Origin of the sequence: Paraburkholderia fungorum, assembly GCF_003610895.1 — a bacterium.
Taxonomy (GTDB): Bacteria; Pseudomonadota; Gammaproteobacteria; order Burkholderiales; family Burkholderiaceae; genus Paraburkholderia; species Paraburkholderia fungorum_B.
Genome location: NZ_MCAS01000020.1, coordinates 26,665 through 48,550, shown reverse-complemented (window position 1 = coordinate 48,550; position 21,886 = coordinate 26,665). Strand labels below are relative to the sequence as shown.

Sequence of the window (21,886 nt, the reverse complement as noted above, 5' to 3'; positions counted from 1 at the left end):
TTCCAGTCAGCCGTACATGCCGGCCATCAATCAATTAACGTTACGCGGGTTTGCCTTCACCGCCATGGTCCGGTGCGGGACCGTCGTTGCCATGGCCGCCCGTCGTGTCTGTATCGTCATCGTCGCGGTGACGCCGCGCAAGGCGGCTATGAATGCTCGCGAACACTAGCGGTACGAAAAACAGCGTGGACACGGTGGCGAACAGCAATCCGCCAATCACCGCGCGACCCAGCGGCGCGTTCTGCTCAGCGCCCTCGCCAAGACCGAGCGCCATCGGAATCATGCCGATGATCATCGCGAACGCGGTCATCAGCACCGGCCTGATCCGGCTTGCCCCGGCTTCGAGCGCGGCGGTCAGCGGCGGTGCGCCGGCGGAGAGCCGCTGGCGCGCGAACGCCACCATCAGAATACTGTTGGCCGTGGCCACGCCCATCGTCATGATCGCGCCGGTCAAGGCGGGCACGCTCAAATGCGTGCCGGTCAGGAACAGCATCCATACGATGCCCGCCAATGCCGCGGGCAAGGCGCTGATAATGATCAGCGGATCGACCCACGACTGGAAATTCACCACGATCAGCAGGTACACCAGCACGATCGCCATGGCCACGCCGATCCCGAGACCGAAGAACGAACTGCGCATGGTCTGCACCTGCCCGCGCAAGGTAATCTGACTGCCGCGCGGTAACGTCGCTCGCGCGTCGTTCACCAGCTTGTCGACCTGACGGGCCACGCTGCCCAGGTCGCGCCCTTCCACACTCACGTACAGGTCGATCACCGGCCGGATGTTGTAGTGCGTGACTTCCGCGAACTGCGTCTGCGGCGAGACCCGCACGAGGTTGCCGAGCAACTGCGTCGGTCCGTTGGCGGAACCCGACACCGGCGTGCGCAACAACTCATCGATCGACGACACCTGATACTGCGGCGTTTGTACTGCAACACTGTATTCGACGCCGTTCCTGTTGTTGAACCAGAAACCCGGCGAAGTCTGCGAACTGCCCGACAGCGAAATGAGCACATTTTGCGCCACATTGCTCGCACTCAGATTGAGTTGTTGCAGCCGGGTGCGATCCATCTGAAGATTGATCGCCGGTTCGTCCAGTTTCTGCTGGATGTGGGTGTCGACGGTGCCGGGAATCATCCGCACCTGTTTCAGCAGCTTGCGTGCAATGTCGAAGTTGCCCTGCTGATCCGTGCCGGAAATCTGCACGTCCACTGCGGCGGGCAGGCCGAAGTTGAGAATCTGCGTGACGATGTCGGCGGGTTGAAAGAAGAATTCGACGCCCGGAAAGCGCTGCGGCAAGATTGCCCGCAGTTTGTCCATATAGGTCTGCGTCGGTTTGTGATCCTCGCTCAGGGCCACCTGAATTTCGCCATCGAGCGTGCCGATCGTGCCCGCATTGCTATACGAAAGATTGATACCGCTATACGGCAAGCCGAGGTTATCGAGAATCGTGACGAGCTCATTGGCCGGCACGACTTCGCGGATCACATTCTCGACCTGATCGGCAAGGCGCGCGGTTTCCTCGATGCGCGTGCCGGTCGGCGCACGCATGTGCAGACGAATGTCGCCGGCGTCGACGGTCGGAAAAAAGTCCTCGCCGAGCACGAACACAAGACTCATCGACAGCACGCAGAAACCCAGAAACACGCTGCCGAACGTCGCGCGGCGCACCAGCACGCTGCTCAGAATCATGATGTAGGCGGAGCGCATGCGCTCGAAGCCGCGATCGAAACGCAGATAGAGGCGCCGGAACAGATTCGGCCTGGCGTTGGCTTTGGGCTTGTGCGCGTGTCCCATCAGCAGCATCGCCAGCGTCGGCACCAGCGTACGCGACAGAATGTACGAGGCGAGCATGGCGAACACCACCGCTTCGGCAAGCGGCACGAACAGATAACGCGCCACGCCGGTCAGGAAGAACATCGGCACGAACACGATACAGATACAGAGCGTCGAGACGAGCGCCGGAATCGCGATTTCGCCGGCGCCGTCGAGAATTGCATCGTGCAGATTCGTGCCCATATGCAGATGCCGTTCGATGTTCTCGATCGTCACCGTCGCATCGTCGACCAGAATCCCGACCGCCAGCGCGAGGCCGCCCAGCGTCATGATGTTGATGGTTTGCCCGAGTGCATGCAGTGCGATCAACGAGGACAGAATCGACAGCGGAATCGAGATCGCGATGATGCAGGTACTGCGCCAGTTGCCGAGAAACAGCAGAATCATCGCGGCAGTGAGGGCGGCCGCGACCAGCGCCTCGCGCACCACGCCCTGCACCGCTGCCTTCACGAATACGGACTGGTCGAACAAGGCGGTGATGTGCAGGTCGGGCGGCAAGGCGGCGCGCGCGGTCGGCAGCAGGCCTTGCAACGTATTGACGATCGACAGAGTCGACGCGCTGCCGTTCTTCAGCACCGACATCAGCACGCCACGGTGTCCGTCCTGCCGCACGATATTGGTCTGCGGCGAGAAACCATCGCGCACATGCGCCACTTCACGCAGATAGGTTGTCGCGCCATTGAGCGTGCGCACCGGAATATCGTTGAGCCCTTCCACCGTAGGCGGTGAGCCGTTCATATTGATCGTGTATTCCTTCGGCCCGATCTTGGCCGTGCCGGTCGGCAAAATCAGGTTTTGCGCGTTGAACGCGCTGACCACGTCCGACGGTGTCAAGCCTTTCGCAAGCAAGGCGCGCGTGTCGAGGTCGACCGAGATCAGACGCGATTTGCCGCCGTACGGATAGGGCACGGCCGCGCCCGGAATCGTTACCAGCTGCGGGCGCAGGAAGTTCAGCGCGGTATCGTTGAGCGCCTGCTCGGAGAGCTTCGGGCTCGACAAACCAAGCTGGATCACCGGAATACTGGAGGCCGAATAACTGATCACCAGAGGCGGCGTCGCGCCCGGCGGCATTTGCTTGAGCTGCGCCTGCTCGACAGCCACCGTCTGCGCGATCGCGGTCTGGATATTCGCGGTCGGCTGCAGGAACACCTTGAGAATCGTGATGCCCGCGAGCGACTGCGATTCAATGTGCTCGATGTCGTTGACCGTGGTGGTCAAACTGCGCTCGTTGACGGACGTAATACGGTTGGCCATGTCTTCGGCCGACAAGCCCGTGTAAGTCCAGATGATGCTGACCACCGGAATATTGATCTCCGGCAGCACGTCGACCGGCGTGGTCAACAGCACGAACGGCGTCGCCAGCAAGATCAGAATGGCCATCACGATGAACGTGTATGGCCGCTTAAGCGCAACGTTGACGATCCACATGAAACGCGCCTGAGAGAATGCCGATAAGGGATGGGTGAATCAGCAGCTATGCTAGATCGATAGCACCAACGCCTGCATGGCACCAAAATGGCGAAATTGTCAGGAAGGCTAATGTAAGGATAGACGATACTTCAAACGCAGGGTGCATCATGTGGACGCAAACGTTTGAAGAGAGGGAGATGGGCGATTTTAAGGGGATGATTAAAGGCATGTCTCACGCGAGTCTCACTGAACTCACGCGGGACATGCCTTTATATTTTATTGCGCAATACTAATACCTTACGGCCAGATTCGCGTCATGCAACGCCTTTGCATTCGACTCGAATCTACTCGAAACCACTCGAAGCCAGGCTAGGCGATCACGGTCCACTTGCCGTACTTCGCAACCTCGCGCTCGTCAAAATCGAAGCCAAGGCCCGGCGTCTGGTGCAGCACGATGCGCCCATTCCTGTGGCCGAGCTGGCGATCGATCAGACGGCGGAAATTGAGCACCTGGTCGTCCCAGAAGTACTCGACATAGCGAGCATTAGGTGTGGCCGCAACCAGTGGCGCATGCACGTCATGGAACCAGTGCGGGCACATCACCACGCCGTAGCTCGCGGCCGTCGCCGCGATCCGCCGCCATTCGCTGATGCCGCCGCACACCACCGCGTCGGTTTGCAGGATCGCCGCGCCGCCCTTGTCGAGCAGCTCTTTGTGATACCAGCGGCCATAGCCGATTTCGCCGGTCGCTACCGGCACGCGCGTGAGTTTGGCAAGGCGCGCGTGGTTGTCGATATCGTCAGGGGAAAAAGGCTCCTCCACGAAGTACGGATCGTATTGTTCGATCCGGCGCAGGTGCTGCAACGCCTGCGTCGTGTCGGTCCAGCCGTTGTTGATGTCGATCATCAGTTCGACATCCGGGCCGATCGCTTCGCGCGCGGCGCGTACGCGCGCTTCTTCTTCGCGTGGCGACAGGCGCCCGCCCTTCATCTTCACGGCCTTGAAACCCATCTCGACGTAGCTCGCCATTTCCTCGCCGAGCATGCCCGCGGACTTGCCGTCGAGGTAGTAGCCGCCGCTCGCATAGGCGGGCACGCTATCGAGTTCGACCGCGCCGAGGTACTTGTGCAGCGGCACGTTGTGGCTGCGCGCATTCAGGTCCCACAACGCCGTGTCGAGAATACTGATGGCGCGCATCACGGTGCCGGCACGGCCTTGCAGCAATGCCTCCTGATACATCGCCTGCCAGAGTCCCTCGACCGCATACGAGTCCTTGCCGATCAGCACGGGCGCGAGCAGTTGCTCCACCGCCACCCGCAGCAGCTCGCCACCCGCGCTGCCGACATAACAGAAACCGATCCCTTCCACGCCATCGGTCGAGCGCACTTTCACCAGACCATAGTGACGCGTCGAGACCGTGCGAGTCGCAAACGAGGTCACGCGATCGAGCGGCACACCCGCCGCGCAAACCGATACCGATTCAATCCTTGGCATTTCCACACTCCTCCAAATTTGCTGGCCGTCCGCGTCTGATGCGCGTTCGGTGAGATCGAAGTGTGATAGCCGCGAGGCGTCAAAAACAGTATCCTTTGGCTTCTTCAAAAGATAAAAATTCTATTCGATGGATTCGCGCTATCTGCAGAGCTTTGTCTATGTGGTCGAACTCGGATCGATCGCCGAAGCCGCGCGCAGGCTCGATCTGACGCCCGCGGCGGTGGCCCAGCGCGTGAAAATGCTCGAGCAGGAACTCGGCGCGAAGCTGGTGCGCCGCTCCGGCCGCACGGTCGGCACGACCGAGGCCGGCGAGCGCATTCTGGAACGCGCCCGCGCGGTGCTGCACGATATCCGCGACCTGAAATCCGACCTGAACGACGAGTCCGTACTCGCCGGCCAACTGCGCCTGGGCGGCACGCCCACCATGATGACGAGCGTGATTCCGGACGTGCTGGCCGGGCTGCTTGCGCGGCACCCACAGATCGATATCTATCTGGAGCCGGGCAACTCGGTCGAGCTCTACCGCAAGGTGGTGAGCGGCGATCTCGATGCGGCGATGCTGGTGCAGCCGCTCTTCGATCTGCCGAAAAGCTGCGACTGGCACACCTTTCGTGAAGAGCCGCTGGTGCTGCTCACGCCCGCCTCGATGACGGTCGACGATCCGCACGCTGTGCTGCAACGCGAGCCGTTCGTGCGCTACGACCGCAACGTGGTCGGCGGACAACTGGCCGACGGGTATTTGCGGCAGCACGGCATCCAGCCGCATCAGCGCTGCGAGCTCGACGGGCTCGATGCCATCGCGGTGATGGTGGACCGGGGCCTGGGTGTATCCCTGGTGCCGGACTGGCTGATGACGCGCTTTTCCGGGCTCTCGCTCGCGAAATGGCCGTTGCCGCACGCCTTTCCGAAGCGCGTGGTCGGTTTGTTATGGGGGCGCTCGTCGGCCCGCATGCGGCTCGTCCACGCCTTCCTCAAGGCCGCGCAGGAACTGAACGCCGCGCCGCGCGAAACACAAAAATAATTAACGTTTGAAGCAAGCGGCTCGCGCTTCTTCGCTGTTCACGGTCACGCAATACTGCGTCGGCGCCCGAATGCTTTGCACTGGCCGGCCCGCCCTGCCCGGCATTGCCACGCATTCGCGGACCTGACCTATACGAACATCGGAACATCGAAGGAGACACTGTCATGAGCACGCCCATGCCCGGCTTACGCGGCGTCCTGTCGCCGGTACTCACGCCGTTCAACGCCGACCGCTCGCCCTCGCCCGCCCGCTTCATCAACCATTGCCGCTGGCTGTTGCGTCAGGACGTAGGGCTCGCCGTATTCGGCACCAACTCGGAAGCAAACTCGCTCACTGTGAGCGAAAAGCGCGCGCTGCTCGATGCGTTGCTCGACGCCGGCTTGCCGCCCGGGCGAATGATGCCGGGCACGGGCGCCTGCGCGCTGCCCGATGCGATCGAACTCACGCGCCATGCCGTGAGCAGCGGTTGTGCCGGCGTACTGATGCTGCCGCCGTTTTTCTACAAAGGCGTGAGCGACGAGGGGCTGTTTCGCGGCTTTGCCGAAGTCATCGAAGCCGTGGCCGATGCACGCCTGCGCGTCTACCTGTACCACATCCCGCCGGTTGCCCAGGTCGGCATCAGCTTCGGCCTGATCGAGCGCCTGCTCATGCGCTATCCCGGCGTGATCGCGGGCATCAAGGACAGTTCCGGCGACTGGAATCACACCGCCACGCTGCTCAAGGAATTCCAGAATACGGGCTTCGATGTCTTCGCCGGAACCGAAACGCTATTGCTGCCGACCCTTCAGAACGGCGGCGCCGGTTGCATCACGGCGACGGGCAACGTCAACGCGGCGGCGATCGTGCGTCTTGCGCAAACGTGGCGCGAGGCGGATGCCGCCGGCCAGCAACAACGGCTCAACGACACGCGCGCGGTATTCCAGCGCTATCCGATCATCGCCGCGATGAAGGCCGCGATCGCCTGGCAATCGGGTGATCCGCAATGGGCCGTGCTGCGCGCGCCGCTAGTCGAACTCGACGACGCCCAGCAACACGAACTGCAGCAGGCGCTCACCCAGATCGGCTTCGAAATCGAAAACGCTGCAGCGCTCGCGGCCGACCTTCAGGAGATCAGCCCCGCCTGAGCATGGAAACGCGGCTCACCAGCCCTTACACTCTCACATCGTTCGCCCGCCCAAGCCTTCAAAACAATCAGCACGGCGGGCCAGGAGACAAGTCTTGCTAACCCAAACGTCCTACCCCGCCACGGCCGATACGAATCCGGCCGACCAGCTATTCCGGCGCGTCGCGTGGCGCTTCATGCCGCTGCTGTTCGTGGGCTACGTGATCGCTTATCTGGATCGCGTCAACGTCGGCTTTGCGAAACTGCAGATGCTCAACAGCCTGCATTTCAGTGAAGCGGCTTACGGCCTCGGCGCCGGCTTCTTCTTCATCGGCTACTTCCTGTTCGAAGTGCCGAGCAACCTGCTGCTGCATCGCCTCGGCGCGCGGCGCTGGATCGCCCGCATCATGATTACGTGGGGGCTGCTGTCGATGGTCACCGCCTGGGTACATACGCCCCTGATGTTCTATGTGGTGCGTTTTCTGCTCGGTGTCGCCGAGGCGGGCTTCTTCCCCGGCATGATCCTGTACCTCACCTACTGGTTCCCCTCGCACCGGCGCGGCAGGATGACCGCGCTGCTGATGGCCGGCATTCCAGTTTCCGGTTTGCTGGGCGGCCCGCTGTCCGGGTATCTGATGCACGCTTTCAACGGCGCGGGCGGCCTCGAAGGGTGGCAGTGGCTGTTCATCGTCGAAGCGCTGCCGTCTATCGTGCTCGGCTTTGTCATCTATCGCTGGCTCGACGATCGCGTGGCCGACGCGAAGTGGCTCAGCAACGAAGAAAAGCGCGTGATTCAGAGCGAGATCGACGCCGACGCCGTGGTGCGCACGCATGGCTCGGTGCGCGCGGTGTTCGGTTCGGCGCGCGTCTGGCTCTTGTGCCTCGTGCTGTTCGGCGTCGTGATGGGGTCCTACGCAATCGGCTTCTGGCAGCCCACCATCATTCGCGGCACAGGCATCGACGATCCGTTGATGATCGGTCTGCTGACGATGATTCCCTACTCGGCGGCGCTGATCTCCATGATCACGGTGGGCCGTCACGCGGACCGCACGCGCGAGCGCCGCTGGCATATCGTCGTGCCCGCGCTGGTGGCGGCAAGCGGTTTCAGCCTGTGCGCGGCCAACGGCGACAGCTCGCTGCTGTCGATGATCGGGCTTACTCTCGCCGTCTCCGGCGTGGTCACCGCGCTGCCGATGTTCTGGGCGCTGCCTACCGCGTTTCTCGGCGGCAGCGGCGCGGCGGCGGGGATCGCGCTGATCAACTGCACCGGCAACCTGGCAGGCTTCATCAGTCCGACCGTGATCGGCTGGCTCAAGGGCTACACGCATACGCTGGCGTCGGGGCTGGTACTGACGGCCTGCACGCTGACGCTTTCCGCCGTGTTGATTCTGGTGTTCATTCCGGCGCGGCTGGTGAATCGCTGAACTTCGGCATCACGCAAAAAAGGCCGGTCAACCATGAGGGTTGACCGGCCTTCTCATTTCCAGGCGCCGGTGTATGCCGCCGGCGCCCTTGCCCCAGGCTTACTTCGCAAACAACGATGACATATTGGCAAACGCCTTGAATTCCAGCGCGTTACCCGACGGATCGAGGAAGAACATCGTCGCCTGTTCGCCGACTTCACCCTTGAAGCGTACGTGCGGCTCGATGATGAAGTCGATGCCGGCCTGTTGCAGCTTGTCCGCGGCGGCCTGCCATTGCGCCATCGAAAGCACCGCGCCGAAGTGGCGCACCGGCACCGCGTCGCCGTCGACCTTGCTGGTGTGCCGGTGGCCGATTTCCTCAGGCGCGAGGTGCGCGACGATCTGATGGCCGTAGAAGTTGAAGTCGACCCAGTCCGGTGAGCTGCGCCCTTCCGGACAGCCGAGCAGCTCGCCGTAGAACTCGCGTGCAGCGGCAAGACTATGCACAGGAAACGCCAGATGGAACGGCGGCAAAACGGTTTCGGCAACGCTCATGATGGGAAAACTCGCAGAGAGGAAAGTGGGATCGCGTGTCGGTTCATGAAGCGGTTCATGAAGCAAGCCATGAAGCCGCACGCGTAAGGCCAATTTTAACCATGACTAAAAATGGTGAAAAACGATATATATTTGATCTGACCAACACCAAAATCGATCAATCGACGATGCTCAGCGAACTCAAGACCTTTATCGCCGTCAGCCAGTACGGTACGTTTTCCGGCGCGGGCGCGCGCATCGGCCTGACGCAATCCGCAGTGAGCGCGCAGATGCAGCGGCTCGAAGAGGAACTCGGCTTCGCGCTGTTCGACCGCACGGGCCGCTCGGCCACGCTCAACGACGCCGGCCGCGAAACACTCGCGCTCGCCGAAGAAATGATGACGCTGTACGCACGGCTCTCGGAGCGCGGCGCGGGTGCGGCCGACAGCGGCATGCTGCGGGTGGGCGCGATTGCGTCCGCGCAAGTGTCGTTTCTCGCCGATGCACTGGCCCGCTTTCGCGACGACCGCCCCGGCTGGCGGATTCGCGTCGTGCCCGGCGTGTCGCTGGGTTTGCTCGGCCAGGTGGACTCGGGCGAACTCGATCTCGCGGTCATCATCAAACCGCCCTTCGCGCTGCCGTCCGAACTGGAATGGCGCACGCTCGTCACCGAGCCGTTCGTGCTGCTGGCGCCCAAGGCGCTCGCGCGCGGCAAGCGGTCCTGGCGCGAGTTGCTCAAAAGCGAACCGTTCATCCGCTATGACCGTGGATCGTTCGGCGGCAGGCTGGTCGACCGCTTTCTGAGGCGCGAGCGGCTGAACGTGCATGACGTGATCGAGCTGGACGAGCTTCAGGGTATCGCGCAACTCGTCGCGCGCGGCATCGGCGTGGCGCTCATTCCGAATACGGCGGGACTCAACAGGTGGCCCGCCAACGTGACCGCGCTCGAACTCGGCGACGCGACGTTTCACCGTGAAATCGGGCTGGTGCAGCGACCACGGCATAGCCGGCAAGCGGTGGCGGGTGCGTTGGCCGATTGCATCGGCACGGCGGCGGGCGCCTGAATTGCCCAGCCAGTCTTAGTGGCTTGAATCCGCGGCCTGAATGACCTGCGCCGGTTGAACGGCCCCTGCAACCGTACGATTGTGCTGTTGCAGGGGTCAGCAACTGTATCTGTGAGATTCGCACGCGGCCGGGCAGAATCGGTGGACTCCCATCGCTCCGCGCTGCCCGACCCGTACCGTCTCGATCCGCGCGACTTGCCCGTCTCCAAGGTTGACCAGCCCATGACTGCCAGCACCTTCCTCACCGCCGATGTCCTGATTGCCTATAGCGCCTACTTCGTCGGCACGGCGAGTCCGGGGCCGAGCAACCTCGCGATCATGTCGCTTGCCATGAGCGCCGGCAGGAAATCCGCGCTGACCTTCGCGCTCGGCGTGGTGTCCGGTTCGTTCTTCTGGGCCTTGCTGGCGTCGCTGGGTTTGTCGGCGGTACTTGCCACTTACTCGGAATGTCTGGTGGCGATCAAGATTGCCGGCGGACTTTATCTGCTGTGGCTCGGCTTCAAATCCGCGCGCTCGGCCTTGCGCGCAGAAACGCTGCCCACGCAGACCGCACGTGAAGGCGAACCGCTCAAACGGCTCTATTTGCGCGGCCTGCTGCTCCACCTCACCAATCCGAAAGCGATTCTGGTGTGGCTCTCGATCGTTTCGCTGGCCATGTCGCCCGCGGGCGGCACGTCGCACACCGCGCCAGTGGTGCTCGGCTGCATGGTGATCGGCGTATCGGTGTTCAGCAGTTACGCGGTGCTGTTTTCAACCGCGTCCGCGCGGCGCATCTACGTCGCGATCCGCCGCTGGCTGGACGGCTCGCTCGCGATCATGTTCGGCATTGCGGGGATCAAGCTGCTGACGTCGAAAAGCTAGCCGCGCCTTCGGTACGCGCCGGCTCTGCGATACTGTCGTCTTGACGATGCAAGCGGACAGACGAACACAATGAGCGGTGGCAACAACCTGAATCCGGCAGCAACGCGCTCGCCGCTGCAAAAGCGGCTTTATCTGGCGGGCGCGCTCGTGCTGCCCGGCAGTCTGATCGCCGCTGCGATCATCTATGCCATGGCGCCGGCGCCGGACAGCGCCGTCTCCATATACAGCATTGCCGACCCGCGCTATCAGATCGAATTGCAGCGCATCGGCGGCAATGCGGAGGTGATCATGGCGGAGCTTCACCAGTGGTTCGACGGTCTCTGGCAGGGCACGACGCTCGCGTATACGGTGGCCGTGCTCGGCGCGCTGGCCGCGGGTGCATGCTTTTTTATCGGCCACTACTTCGCCGACGAAGAAACAACCACCTGAAGCGACCCGCCGCCGCCCACCAGACAGGCGCTTACGGCGCCCACTGATCGCCCCTCGTTCAGGACGCCTCTTTACGCGTGCCCGGTTGTTCCACGCCGGCCACGCGCAGCGCCTCATGCAAGGTACTGAAAATGCGATTCGCGCCGACGATCGGCGTGATTCCATGCCGGTTCATATCCGCGTGCAGATACTGGTTCACGCGCGCGAAGATCACGTCGACGCCGCTCTTCTTTAGCGTCTCACACAATTCGCCGACCGAACGCGCCGCCGAATAATCGAGGTCGGTGATCGCGCCGGAGTCGATCACGAACCAGTGCACCGGGCTCGGCGCATGGTCGATCAGACTGCTGGTGTCGTCGATGAAAAAGTGGTCGTTCGCGTAGAACAGGTCGGAGCCGAAGCGATAGACGATCAGCCCCGGCGCGGTCTGCAGTCCCGGCGCGGCCGGCACCGGCGCCCAGATACCGCCTTCGCTGGGCACCAGAACCATGGTGTGGGGCCGGTAACTGTGCCGCACGTGCCGCAGCAGCGATAGCGCCACCGCCACCAGGATGCCGTGCTCGACACCGATCAGCACCACGGCTGCCGCGGTGAACAGGGCCAGCGTGAACTCACCGGGGCTTTCGCGGCGAATCGAAAACAGCGTCTGCACATTGATCAAACCGACCGCGATCGTAAACACGATGCTGGCCAGAATGCAATGCGGCAGGTATTGCAAAAAACGGCTGAAAAACAGCAGCACCACGACCACCACCAGCGCGAATACAACCTGCGCCAACTGGCTGCGCGTGCCGGCGCGATCGGCCATGGCGGTTTGCGTCGGACTGCCGTTCACCACGAACGCACCGGAAAACGCCGCCGCGGCATTGGCGGCGGCAATCCCCAGCAGATCGGCATTGGTGTCGACGGTCTCGTGATAACGCTCGGCGAATACACGGCTCGCGGCGGCGCTTTGCGCGACGATCATCACGAAACAGGAAGCCGCGACCGGCAGCAGATCGAGCAACTGCCTCCACGTGACCGAGGGCATCCGCAACGGCGGCAATCCCCCTGCCACCGGGCCCAGCACGGCAATGCCATGCGCCGCGAAACCGTAGACATCGCTGGCCGCGATACCCGCCACCACCGCGATCAACGGCACCGGCACGCGTGGCAAAAAGCGCTTGCAAACCAGAATCGCCACCACCACCAGCACTGAAATAGCGAGCGTCGGCAGATTGATCTGCGCCGACTCGTGCACCACCGCCGCGAGTTGGTCCACGCTGGTCGCGGCATGGCCGGAGATGCCGACCATGTCGCCCAGCATGGCGATGCCGACCTGCACGCCGACTCCCGCGAGGAAGCCGACCAGCACCGTGCGTGAGAGAAAATCAGCGAGAAAACCGAGCTTGAAGATCCGCGCGATGAGCAGCAGCACGGCGGTGAGCAAAGCGACCATTCCGGCAAGCGCCGCATACTCGGCGCTCGAAGCGGGCGCCATGGTCGAAAGCCGGCTCGCGAAAATGGTGGCGGTGGCGGAATCGGCGGCCACCACGAGGTGCCGCGACGCGCCGAAGAACGCGAACGCGAGAAGCGGCAGAAAGACCGTGTAAAGACCCGTAACGGCAGGCATGCCGGCGATGCGCGCGTAGCCGAGCACCTGCGGAATGTCCATCGACGCCAGTTGCACACCGGCGAGCGCATCGCGCGCCGCCGCAGCGCGGCTCAAAGGAAGTACGCCCTTCAGTACGCCGAGGCGTGTCGTGATGTTTGCCAGAAAATCTCGCATGCGCGATGGTGCCCCGAACTTAGGTTATCGCGCATCGTGCCGCGACTCGGCACATAAAGGCAAGGATTGGGGGCTTCGATCGGCGAAAGAAAATGGCTCAAGCCAGCTGGGTGGCTCCAGACCCGGACGCCAAACCCGCGCTTCGAACACGCGCTTCGAACCCGCATGCCGGACGCCGAACTTGCCGCTAAAACCAGCCCACCTGGGGTTAACGCCTGAACTGCCCCGTCAGCGGATCCACATGCCGCGCGAAACCAAATAGCGCGGCGATGCCGATCGGACAGGCGATGATGAACACGGCCAACATCTCGCACCCCGTAACAAATTGTTACCGCCAAGTTTAAGCGATTGCGGTGCGAATTGAATGAGGGAAAACGCAAAACACTATTGCCGACTATTACAAGTTCGTTACTGCCGCATGGCAGACGGCTTGCAAAAAAAACATCTGAAAATCCGGCCAATAACGCCGACAGACGCGCACTCGATACGACGCGCTATGATGCGCAAACGCTCACCTGCCTACAAACCGGTTACGCCATGTACACGTCAACTTTCATCTTCGCAACCAGACAACTGGACGACCGCTTTCACCGGCTCGACGAGACCATCGCCACCGCCGCCAAAGCCATTCCCGGCTATCTCGGCGAAGAGGCGTGGGAAAACGCCTCAACCGGACTGACATCGAATGTGTATTACTGGGCCTCGCTCGACGCATTGCAGATGTTGATGCAGCACCCTGCGCATCTGGAAGCGAAAGCGGCTCAGGCGAACTGGCTCGACGGCTACCAGGTGATCATCTCCGAAGTACTGCGCACTTACGGCGACGCAGGGTTCGCGCATCCTGCCACGGCCCACCAAGCGCACGAGACACGTGAGGCACGCGAGGCACCGAACGCACCATAGAAGTGCGCCTCCTTATTTCGCTTCCTTGAACAGCACTACGCCGGCGAAACTCAGCAGTCCACACGTCAGCACGTACCAGGCCGGGGCGTAAAAACTACCTGACACGCGCCACAACGCGCTGACGATCAACTGCGCGAAGCCGCCAAAAATCGTCACACCCAACGCGTAAATGATGCCGAGGGAAGTGGCCCGCACTTCTGGTTTGAAGGCTTCGAGAATCAGCACGAAGCCCGCCGGACTCGAAAGCGTCATCAAGCCGATCAGCACGAATACCACCAGCACCACCGTATAGATCGACGGCCAGGTCCTGATCGCGTAGAACGCCGGCAGCAGCACGGCCAGCGACACGACGGATACCGCGTACAGCAAGGTCTTGCGACGCGGCATGCGGTCCGCGAGACGGCCGGCGAACGGCGAGCCGACCAGCAGCACGAAGCCTGCCGTGCAACCGGCCAGCAGCGACACCGCGGCAGGCATGCCCGTCGTCATGGTCAGGAACGACGGCAGGAAAAACACGATCACGTACATCGACGAGGTGCCGCCGATCACCAGCATCGTGCCTGCCACGATCTGCCGCCATTCGATGCGCGCCGTGCGCGGGGCCGCTTTCATTGCATGCGCGGGCGGCAAGGTTTCGTCGAGATGCTTGCGCAGATAGAACCCGAGCGGGCCGATCAGTAGTCCGATCAGAAACGGTACGCGCCATCCCCATGCAAGCAGAGCCTCGTGCGACAGGCTGCGCGAGAGCGTCGCCGCCACCAGCGCGCCGGCCAGCGCCGCGCCGCCCTGCGAGGCCATCTGCCAGCTCACCAGCGAACCGCGCCGCCCCGCGCTGCCCGACTCCATCAGCAAGGTGGTCGCCGCGCCCACTTCTCCCCCCGCCGAAAACCCTTGCAGCAAACGGCCCAGTACGATGATCGCCGGTGCAGCCAGACCGATCGTCGCGTAAGTCGGCGCGAGGCCGATCATGCCGGTGCCGAGCGCCATCAGCGAAACGGTGAGCACGAGGGCCTGCTTGCGCCCCACGCGGTCGGCATACGCGCCGATCACGATGCTGCCAAGCGGCCGCACGACAAAGCCCACGCCGAACGTCGCAAGCGACATCATCAGCGCGCCGACCTCGCTGCCGGCCGGAAAAAACAGCTTGCCGATCAGCGCGGCGAAAAAGCTATAGACCGTAAAGTCAAAGAACTCGAGGCCATTGCCAAGCGCTGCGGCGAAAATGGTCCGGCGCGACGCGCGCTGCTCCGCTGCATGGCTCGCGACGGCACTTGCGGTGTGTTGGATTGCATTCATGGGGAGCAGTACGCCTAGAAGTTGTGATACATGCCGAGCGACACGGTGACCGGCGTCGTGCCGAGTTCCGGCGCAGTGCTTCCGGTTTGCGTCGGCAGCGGATTATTGTTCAGCAGTACAGTGGAAATGCCGTAGTTGCGGATGAAACCGGCGCGCGCATACAGCCCCGTGCGTTTGGAGAGGGTGTAGTCGTAGCCGAGCATCACGCCGAATGCCGAATCTTTCGCGAGGTTGTTTGCCGAGTCGTGCACGCCGGACGTATCGCGATACACCACCGAAGCGCGGAACGCATTGCGCCCCACCGGCCAGATCGTGCCGAGCGTATAGACGCGCGCAATGCCGTCGTTGGCGAGCCTCGGCGCGTACTGGTTGAACGCGCCGGACAGCACGATCCTGCCGGTGTCGACCACCACACCGAGACCGTACAGATCATTACGCACCGTGCTCGTGCCGCCCGTGCCTGTCGTGCCCCACACCTGGTTGTAAGTGCCCGTCAGGTAGGTCGTGCCGTCATACCACTGCAGCAGCGCGCCCTGCGCCGCCGCGGTAGGCGACTGCCCCGCCACGTTGCTCGGCGCGTACATCAGTTCCGTGCTGAAGCCCGCAAAGCTCGGCGAGAGGTACGTGATCGCGTTGTTCACCCGCGCGGCAAGTTGCGTCGCGCCCGCACCGAGGTCGCTGTTGTAGCCAAAACCCTTTGGCGTTTGCACGACAGCGGTGCCGAGCCACGTGTAGGCCGAGTTGGTGCCCACCGTGCCGAACACGTCGACGAAAAGCGGCAAGCCCGTGCCGATCTGCTTGCCGAAACGCACGCGGCCATAGGTCGACGAGTTCAGCCCAACCCATGCCTCGCGATTGAAGAACGAAGTGCTGTCCTGCATCGTGCCGTTATTGGCCAGAAAACCGCTTTCCAGGTTGAATTCGGCGCGCAGCCCGCCGCCCAGATCTTCCCGACCGAAGAAGCCCAGTTTCGACGTCCATTCGCCGCCGCTCTGGGTCTGCACCAGCGACTTGCCGCCCACGGTCTGATAGTTGATGCCCATATCGACCGAGCCGTACAGCGCCACGCCCTCGCGCAGGCTGCCATTGAACTCCGGCAGCGCGGCCAGCAAGGTTGCCTGATACGGCTCGGCGTGCGCCGTGCCGGCCCCGAGCGTCAGCAGTGCCGCGCTCATTGCGATGCATTTTTTCATGGGTCTCCCTTCTCCTCGTATGCGATTGAGATGTAGTACTCAGGACACGCTTAAACACCGCTGCGCGAGTCCGACGAAGTAAGCCGCGCCCCAGCTGAGCGCCGCGTCGTTGAAGTCGTATTCCGGGTTGTGGACCGCACAGCCGCCTTTCGAGTCGACGCCGTTGCCGAGCACCACATAACAGCCCGGCACCACTTCGGTCATCCACGAGAAGTCTTCGCTGCCCATCACCGCATCGGGCATCAGCGTGTAGCCCTCTGGTCCTGCCAGGGCTTCGATGGTTTCGATCGCGAGGTCGGCCGCGCCGCGATGATTGACGAGCGGGCGCGAGATCTGGCGGTAATCGACCTCCGCCGTAGCGCCGTAGGCTTGCGCCTGCAAGTGCGCGATGCTGCGGATCCGCGCCTCGACCTTGTCGCGCGTTTCCGAATCGAGCGCGCGCACCGAAAGCTTCAACGTCGCGGTTTCGGGGATCACATTGGGGGCGGTGCCGGCGTGGATCGCGCCGACCGTCACCACCGCGGCGCGGGTCGGCTCGATGTTGCGCGCGACGATCGATTGCAAGGCCAGCACGATGTTGGCCGCCGCGACGATCGGATCGCAGCCCAACTGCGGCATCGCGCCGTGCGTGCCTTTGCCGGTCACGGTGATCGTCACCGAATCGGACGACGCCATCATGCAGCCGTGGCGCAGCGCGAAGTGGCCGACCGGCAGGCCCGGCGCGTTATGCAGCGCAAACACCTGGTCGCACGGAAAGCGCGTGAAGAGGCCGTCCGCGATCATCTTCGAGGCGCCGCCCAGCCCCTCTTCCGCGGGCTGGAAGATCAGGTTCAGCGTGCCGTCGAATTCGCCTCGCTTCGCAAGGCGGTGCGCGGCGGCCAGCAGGATCGCGGTGTGGCCGTCGTGGCCGCACGCGTGCATGGTCTGCGCGACGGTGCTCGCGTACGGCAGGCCGGTGGCTTCCTGAATCGGCAGCGCGTCCATGTCGGCGCGCAGGCCGAGCGTGCGGCTCGAGGTGCCGCGCCGCAGCTGGCCGACCACGCCGGTGCCGCCGACACCCGTCGTCACCTCATAGCCCCATTCGGCGAGCTTGCGCGCGACCAGTTCGGCGGTGCGCGTTTCAGCGAAGCCGAGTTCCGGATGCGCGTGGATGTCGTGGCGAATCGAAATGAATTCGTGCTCGGTCTCGCGCAATTCGGCGAGAAGCTGGGGGAAAGACTGCGTCATTCGTATTGCTCCGATTAAGCCGGCTGTCGTTTCGCAACCGTCGAAGCCAAGCGTAAAGATCCGGCCCGAAAACAAAAAAGCACAAATTTTGATGCGCATAACCAGCAGTGCTATATTCCGCATCATGAAAATTCATCATCTGCGGGCACTGGTCGCGATTGCCTCGACCGGCAGCATCAACGGTGCGGCCAAGGCGCTGTACGTAACGCAGCCGGCCATCACGAAGGCGGTGCGGGAACTGGAGACGGAGTTCGGCGTGCGGCTATTGGAGCGCAACCCGTGGGGCGTCGTGCCCACGGCCGAAGGCGCGGCGCTGGTGAGCCGGGCGCGCACCGTGGTGCGCGAGATGGAGCGCGCCGAGGAGGATATGGCGCATCTGAAAGGGTTGCGCGACGGCAGCCTGGTAATCGGCATCACGCCGATCGTCGGGACGACGGGGCTTGCCGAGGCCTTCGTCGAATTTCGCAAGCGCTGGCCGATGGTGACGCTGGAGTTTCGCGAACTGGGCTTCAACCAGTTACACGAGCAACTGCGCAATCGCACGCTCGATCTGGCGTTCGCCGCCTTCGCGCGGCCGGTCGGCGATCTGGCGAGCGTGAAGCGGATGGTCTCGTTCGAGACCGTATTCGTGACGCGCGCACAGAGTCCTTATGCGGACGCGGCGTCGCTCGAAGCGGTGCAGGACGCCGAGTGGATTCACACCGACGTGACGGACAACTATCCGGGCTTCGTGCGCGCGATGTTCGAATCTGCCGGGCTCGCGCCACCCCGGCGCATCACGCGTTGCACGTCGTATGCACTGTTTTATAGCCTGACCGTCAGCACCGACGCGATCTTCGCGTGGACCACGCACTCACTCGAAGAAACCTTGCTGGGGCAGAGCTTCGTACGTCTCGCGCTGCCAGTCGCGCCGCCGCCGTTGCAGTTGTATCTGCTGTCACCGCAGGAATCGCAGTTGACCCGGCCGGCGGAGTATTTCGTCCACTGCATCGAACAGGCAATTGGGCCGTTGTTGAAGGGGGCGCAAGGGCACGACCGCATCACCCCTTATAATCCGGCATGATCCGAATCCCGCACTCTCTCTCCCGCCAAGCGGCCGCACCCGGCCGATCAGCCGCCCACCGCTCTCAGGCGGCCGCATGAAAACACCCAAACGTCTGCTCCCGCTGGTCGAGGAAGGCCTGATCGACGAAGTCATCTCGCAGTTGATGAGCGGCAAGGAAGCCACCGTCTACGTGGTCCGCAGCGGTGAATCCACACGCTGCGCGAAAGTCTATAAGGACGCCAAACAGCGCAGTTTCCGCCAGGCCGCGTCCTATCAGCAGGGCCGCAAGGTCAAGAACAGCCGCCAGCAGCGCGCCATGGAAAAAGGCTCCCGCTATGGCCGCGAAGTGCAGGAGCAGGCATGGCAGAACGCCGAAGTCGATGCGCTGTTCCAGCTTGCCAATGCCGGCGTGCGCGTGCCGCAGCCGTTCATCTGCACGGACGGCGTGTTGCTGATGGAATTGGTGACCGATGCGGACGGCAACGTCGCGCCGCGTCTGAACGACGTCGAAATGACCGAGGCTCGCGCGCTCGAATTGCATGCGCTGCTGCTCAATCAGGTGGTACGCATGCTGTGCGCCGGCATGATTCACGGCGACCTGTCCGAATACAACATCCTGCTCGCGGCGGACGGCCCGGTGATCATCGACCTGCCGCAAGCCGTGGATGCCGCCGGCAATCTGGAAGCGCCGGCCATGCTGGAGCGCGATGTGAACAACCTCGCCACGTATTTCGGCCGTTTCGCGCCCGCGTTACTCGACACGCACTACGGCAAGGAAATCTGGTCGCTGTACGAAGCGGGCGCCTTGCACGTGGATGCAAAGTTGACCGGCCGTGTCGAACTGGACACCACGCCGATCGATCTCGAAGGTGTGCTACAGGAACTCGAAGACACCCGGCTCGACGAAGAAGCGCGCCTGCGCTACGAGCAGTCGCTGCGCAGCGGGACGTAAGCGGGTTCCAGGCGCGGCCTGCGCGGCGCCTGCCCCACCGACTCGCGCATCGTCACGCTCACCGGAAACTCACGGGTAATCTCCCACGAAGTCCGGTAGCACTGATTCACGAGCCAGCGTACGGCATTCTGCGTCAACTCTGCCGTCGGGATATGCACCGAGGTGAGTCCTGGCGCTGCATAGGCGGCCGAATAGTCATCGTCGTAGCCGATCACCGACACTTCGTCCGGTACCGCAATGCCTGCCTGATGGAAACGCGCCAGCGCGCTCACCGCCATCGTGTCGTTCGCGCAAAAGAGCCCCGTGAAGCGCTGCTTGGAATCGAGCAGCTTCTGTGCGGCCAGGTACCCGCCTTCCGGCGAGAAGTCCGATTCGATCAGCGTGACGTCCTCGCGCGCGATGCCCTCGCGCGATAGCTCGGCGAAGAAGCCTTCGAGCCGGGTCTGATTGTCCGAAGCGCTGGACGGACCGGATATCACCGCAATATCCCGATGCCCATGATCGAGCAGCGTGCGCGCCGCCAGCTCGCCGCCGCGCCGATGATCCGCGCAGAACGACGCCTCCGGCAACTGATCGAACGCGCGATTCAGAAACACCATCTTCGGGTGCATACGATGCAGCATGTCCAGATCTTCGTCGTGCAGATCGTGGCTGATCACCACCACGCCGTCGCAATCGCGGCCGATCAGGAAGCGCACCGCCTCGATGGCCTGCTCGCGCGGCGACACCTCTCCGCAACCGGTCGCCACCACCACGTGACGGCGCACCGCGCGCAGTTCGGTGTCGGTTTGCTTGAGAATCGTGCCGTAGTAGGAGCCGAAGAAGGTCGGCACGAAAATGCCGATCATGCCGAGCGACTGCGTCGCCATGGCCCGGCCGATAGACGACGGCCGGAAATTCAGCGCTTCGATTGCGGCCTTCACACGGGCAGCGGCGTCGGCTGAAATGGGCCCCTTACCGGAAATGGCTCGCGACGCAGTCGACATCCCAACGCCGGCCAATGCCGCGACATCCTTGAGTGTTGCCACGCGGTTCTCCGTCAAACCTGTTGTATTGCGCGACGCCGCGTCCGGTCACTATAGACGCGCGCCACCCTCCTCGTCGAACAGCGAAATATGCGCGCCATCGAACGAGAACACCCCGGCATCCCCGATCGCCACCGGCGTCTTCGTCTGATCAATCGACGCGATTTGCACTCCATGATAGTCGAGCCAAATGACGCGGTGGTTGCCCATCGGCTCGACTAGCGAAATATTCGCGCGCTCGTTCATGCTCGTGCTCGGGTGCTCGCCCACGCGCATGTCGCCTGCGCGCACGTCGCCCACGCGCATGTCGCCTACGCGCACGTCTTCCGCCCGCACGCCGAGCACACAAGGCAGACGATCCGCCGGCAGGTTTCTGAAAGGATAGTGCGACACGTCGAATCGCAAATGCGCGGTACAGAAGTGCAGCGCGCCGTCACGCACCTCGAGCGTGCCTTTGAGCAGATTCATCGCGGGCGAGCCCAGAAACGTCGCCACGAACAGATTGTTCGGCCGCGCATAGACTTCGGCGGGCGTGCCGAACTGCTGGATCACGCCGCCGCGCATCACCGCCATGCGCGTGGCGAGCGTCATGGCTTCCACCTGGTCGTGGGTCACGTAGATCATCGTCGCGCCCAGGCGCTGGTGCAGTTGCTTGAGTTCGCGACGTAATTCGGTGCGCAGCTTGGCGTCGAGATTCGACAGCGGCTCATCGAACAGGAACACGTCGGCCTCGCGCACGATCGCACGGCCGATCGCCACGCGCTGCCGTTGTCCGCCGGAGAGTTGCGCCGGCTTGCGCTTGAGCAGCGGGCCGAGTTGCAGCATCTCGGAGGCCCGCGCGACGCGCCGCGCGATTTCCGCCTTCGGCGTGCCGTTGATGCGTAACGCAAACGACAGGTTGCGCTCGACACTCATGGTCGGATACAACGCATACGACTGAAACACCAGCGCGATGCGGCGATCTTTCGGGTCGGCCCAGGTCATGTCGACGCCGGCAATCTCGATGCTGCCGTCGGTCACATCGATCAGGCCCGCAATGCTGTGCAGCAAGGTGGACTTGCCGCAACCGGAGGGTCCGAGCAGCACCACGAACTCGCCCGCGCGCACGTCGAGATCGAGATTCTCGATCACCGTATTCGCGCCGAGCTGGATCTTCAGGTTGCGCACCGAGACATTGGCCGGATTCGACAGGCCAGCCGCATCCGCCGGGTTGCCGAGGTTCACCACGTCTGCCGCGTCTGCTGCCATGTGCGTCATCGCATTTGTCACCGTATTTGCCACTGCGTTTGCCCCATTCAGCGGGTTTGTCATGCCTCGGAGCC

Annotated in this window: 18 protein-coding genes; 9 read left to right on the top strand and 9 right to left on the bottom strand. The window is 63.1% G+C overall.

What is annotated here, in order from left to right; translation table 11 throughout:
* Positions 1-40: 40 nt before the first annotated feature.
* Together BCY88_RS19655 and BCY88_RS19650 are read right to left on the bottom strand one after the other, a co-directional pair.
* Complete coding sequence (locus tag BCY88_RS19655) at positions 41-3,265, bottom strand: efflux RND transporter permease subunit (protein WP_120345869.1); 3,225 nt, start codon at positions 3,263-3,265, stop codon at positions 41-43.
* Positions 3,266-3,616: 351 nt separating this feature from the next.
* Positions 3,617-4,741: a mandelate racemase/muconate lactonizing enzyme family protein gene (locus BCY88_RS19650; protein WP_120345868.1), complete on the bottom strand. Its 1,125-nt coding sequence runs from the start codon at positions 4,739-4,741 to the stop codon at positions 3,617-3,619.
* A gap of 127 nt (positions 4,742-4,868) precedes the next feature.
* Between BCY88_RS19650 and BCY88_RS19645 the strand changes: the two genes are divergently transcribed.
* The 3 genes from BCY88_RS19645 (at position 4,869) to BCY88_RS19635 (ending at position 8,288) form a co-directional block, all read left to right on the top strand.
* A complete protein-coding gene (locus tag BCY88_RS19645) occupies positions 4,869-5,762 on the top strand; it encodes a LysR family transcriptional regulator (RefSeq protein WP_120345867.1) in 894 nt (297 codons plus the stop codon).
* Positions 5,763-5,926: 164 nt separating this feature from the next.
* Positions 5,927-6,886, top strand: a complete 960-nt coding sequence (locus BCY88_RS19640) for a dihydrodipicolinate synthase family protein (protein WP_120345866.1) — start codon at positions 5,927-5,929, stop codon at positions 6,884-6,886.
* Between the two features lie 94 nt (positions 6,887-6,980).
* Positions 6,981-8,288 carry an MFS transporter gene (locus BCY88_RS19635; RefSeq protein WP_259461454.1) on the top strand — a complete coding sequence of 436 codons (1,308 nt, stop codon included), beginning with the start codon at positions 6,981-6,983 and terminating at the stop codon, positions 8,286-8,288.
* Between the two features lie 99 nt (positions 8,289-8,387).
* Here the strand turns inward: BCY88_RS19635 and BCY88_RS19630 are convergent, their stop codons facing one another.
* Positions 8,388-8,822: a VOC family protein gene (locus BCY88_RS19630; RefSeq protein ID WP_120345865.1), complete on the bottom strand. Its 435-nt coding sequence runs from the start codon at positions 8,820-8,822 to the stop codon at positions 8,388-8,390.
* Between the two features lie 167 nt (positions 8,823-8,989).
* On the opposite strand from BCY88_RS19630, the gene BCY88_RS19625 reads away from it, so the two are divergent.
* From BCY88_RS19625 to BCY88_RS19615, 3 genes are all read left to right on the top strand, one after another.
* The gene (locus BCY88_RS19625; RefSeq protein WP_120345920.1) at positions 8,990-9,865 is read left to right on the top strand and encodes a LysR family transcriptional regulator; all 876 of its coding nucleotides are present in this window, start codon (positions 8,990-8,992) and stop codon (positions 9,863-9,865) included.
* 222 nt (positions 9,866-10,087) lie between these two features.
* Positions 10,088-10,726 (top strand): LysE family translocator, encoded by a 639-nt coding sequence (locus BCY88_RS19620; protein ID WP_120345919.1) that lies wholly within the window; start codon positions 10,088-10,090, stop codon positions 10,724-10,726.
* A 69-nt stretch (positions 10,727-10,795) separates the two neighbouring features.
* Positions 10,796-11,155 (top strand): hypothetical protein, encoded by a 360-nt coding sequence (locus BCY88_RS19615; RefSeq protein WP_120345864.1) that lies wholly within the window; start codon positions 10,796-10,798, stop codon positions 11,153-11,155.
* Between the two features lie 58 nt (positions 11,156-11,213).
* Here BCY88_RS19615 and BCY88_RS19610 read toward each other — a convergent pair whose 3' ends face one another.
* Positions 11,214-12,923 carry a SulP family inorganic anion transporter gene (locus tag BCY88_RS19610; protein ID WP_120345863.1) on the bottom strand — a complete coding sequence of 570 codons (1,710 nt, stop codon included), beginning with the start codon at positions 12,921-12,923 and terminating at the stop codon, positions 11,214-11,216.
* Positions 12,924-13,460: 537 nt separating this feature from the next.
* On the opposite strand from BCY88_RS19610, the gene BCY88_RS19605 reads away from it, so the two are divergent.
* On the top strand, positions 13,461-13,826 hold the full coding sequence (locus tag BCY88_RS19605) for an antibiotic biosynthesis monooxygenase family protein (protein ID WP_120345862.1): 366 nt from the start codon (positions 13,461-13,463) through the stop codon (positions 13,824-13,826).
* 12 nt (positions 13,827-13,838) lie between these two features.
* Here BCY88_RS19605 and BCY88_RS19600 read toward each other — a convergent pair whose 3' ends face one another.
* From BCY88_RS19600 to BCY88_RS19590, 3 genes are read right to left on the bottom strand one after another with little or no spacing between them, the layout of a single operon-like run.
* Positions 13,839-15,122, bottom strand: a complete 1,284-nt coding sequence (locus BCY88_RS19600) for an MFS transporter (RefSeq protein WP_120345861.1) — start codon at positions 15,120-15,122, stop codon at positions 13,839-13,841.
* A gap of 14 nt (positions 15,123-15,136) precedes the next feature.
* Positions 15,137-16,315, bottom strand: a complete 1,179-nt coding sequence (locus tag BCY88_RS19595; protein ID WP_120345860.1) for a porin — start codon at positions 16,313-16,315, stop codon at positions 15,137-15,139.
* A 39-nt stretch (positions 16,316-16,354) separates the two neighbouring features.
* Positions 16,355-17,542 carry a M20 aminoacylase family protein gene (locus BCY88_RS19590; protein WP_120345859.1) on the bottom strand — a complete coding sequence of 396 codons (1,188 nt, stop codon included), beginning with the start codon at positions 17,540-17,542 and terminating at the stop codon, positions 16,355-16,357.
* Positions 17,543-17,666: 124 nt separating this feature from the next.
* On the opposite strand from BCY88_RS19590, the gene BCY88_RS19585 reads away from it, so the two are divergent.
* Together BCY88_RS19585 and BCY88_RS19580 are read left to right on the top strand one after the other, a co-directional pair.
* Positions 17,667-18,605: a LysR family transcriptional regulator gene (locus BCY88_RS19585; protein WP_120345858.1), complete on the top strand. Its 939-nt coding sequence runs from the start codon at positions 17,667-17,669 to the stop codon at positions 18,603-18,605.
* A 76-nt stretch (positions 18,606-18,681) separates the two neighbouring features.
* Entirely contained in the window at positions 18,682-19,539 is an 858-nt protein-coding gene (locus tag BCY88_RS19580) for a PA4780 family RIO1-like protein kinase (protein ID WP_120345857.1), read from the top strand.
* Here BCY88_RS19580 and BCY88_RS19575 read toward each other — a convergent pair.
* Both BCY88_RS19575 and BCY88_RS19570 read right to left on the bottom strand, forming a co-directional pair.
* Positions 19,509-20,567: a LacI family DNA-binding transcriptional regulator gene (locus tag BCY88_RS19575; protein ID WP_120345856.1), complete on the bottom strand. Its 1,059-nt coding sequence runs from the start codon at positions 20,565-20,567 to the stop codon at positions 19,509-19,511. The genes BCY88_RS19580 and BCY88_RS19575 overlap by 31 nt on opposite strands.
* Before the next feature lie 48 nt (positions 20,568-20,615).
* Positions 20,616-21,821, bottom strand: coding sequence for an ABC transporter ATP-binding protein (locus BCY88_RS19570; RefSeq protein ID WP_120345855.1), 1,206 nt, complete (start codon positions 21,819-21,821; stop codon positions 20,616-20,618).
* Positions 21,822-21,886: the final 65 nt, after the last annotated feature.

Bases quoted from the DNA above. Each gene is read 5' to 3' on its own strand.
- BCY88_RS19655 (WP_120345869.1), bottom strand. From the start codon at position 3,265: ATGTGGATCGTCAACGTTGCGCTTAAGCGGCCATACACGTTCATCGTG.
- BCY88_RS19650 (WP_120345868.1), bottom strand. From the start codon at position 4,741: ATGCCAAGGATTGAATCGGTATCGGTTTGCGCGGCGGGTGTGCCGCTC.
- BCY88_RS19645 (WP_120345867.1), top strand. From the start codon at position 4,869: ATGGATTCGCGCTATCTGCAGAGCTTTGTCTATGTGGTCGAACTCGGA.
- BCY88_RS19640 (WP_120345866.1), top strand. From the start codon at position 5,927: ATGAGCACGCCCATGCCCGGCTTACGCGGCGTCCTGTCGCCGGTACTC.
- BCY88_RS19630 (WP_120345865.1), bottom strand. From the start codon at position 8,822: ATGAGCGTTGCCGAAACCGTTTTGCCGCCGTTCCATCTGGCGTTTCCT.
- BCY88_RS19625 (WP_120345920.1), top strand. From the start codon at position 8,990: ATGCTCAGCGAACTCAAGACCTTTATCGCCGTCAGCCAGTACGGTACG.
- BCY88_RS19620 (WP_120345919.1), top strand. From the start codon at position 10,088: ATGACTGCCAGCACCTTCCTCACCGCCGATGTCCTGATTGCCTATAGC.
- BCY88_RS19615 (WP_120345864.1), top strand. From the start codon at position 10,796: ATGAGCGGTGGCAACAACCTGAATCCGGCAGCAACGCGCTCGCCGCTG.
- BCY88_RS19610 (WP_120345863.1), bottom strand. From the start codon at position 12,923: ATGCGAGATTTTCTGGCAAACATCACGACACGCCTCGGCGTACTGAAG.
- BCY88_RS19605 (WP_120345862.1), top strand. From the start codon at position 13,461: ATGTACACGTCAACTTTCATCTTCGCAACCAGACAACTGGACGACCGC.
- BCY88_RS19600 (WP_120345861.1), bottom strand. From the start codon at position 15,122: ATGAATGCAATCCAACACACCGCAAGTGCCGTCGCGAGCCATGCAGCG.
- BCY88_RS19595 (WP_120345860.1), bottom strand. From the start codon at position 16,315: ATGAAAAAATGCATCGCAATGAGCGCGGCACTGCTGACGCTCGGGGCC.
- BCY88_RS19590 (WP_120345859.1), bottom strand. From the start codon at position 17,542: ATGACGCAGTCTTTCCCCCAGCTTCTCGCCGAATTGCGCGAGACCGAG.
- BCY88_RS19585 (WP_120345858.1), top strand. From the start codon at position 17,667: ATGAAAATTCATCATCTGCGGGCACTGGTCGCGATTGCCTCGACCGGC.
- BCY88_RS19580 (WP_120345857.1), top strand. From the start codon at position 18,682: ATGAAAACACCCAAACGTCTGCTCCCGCTGGTCGAGGAAGGCCTGATC.
- BCY88_RS19570 (WP_120345855.1), bottom strand. From the start codon at position 21,821: ATGACGCACATGGCAGCAGACGCGGCAGACGTGGTGAACCTCGGCAAC.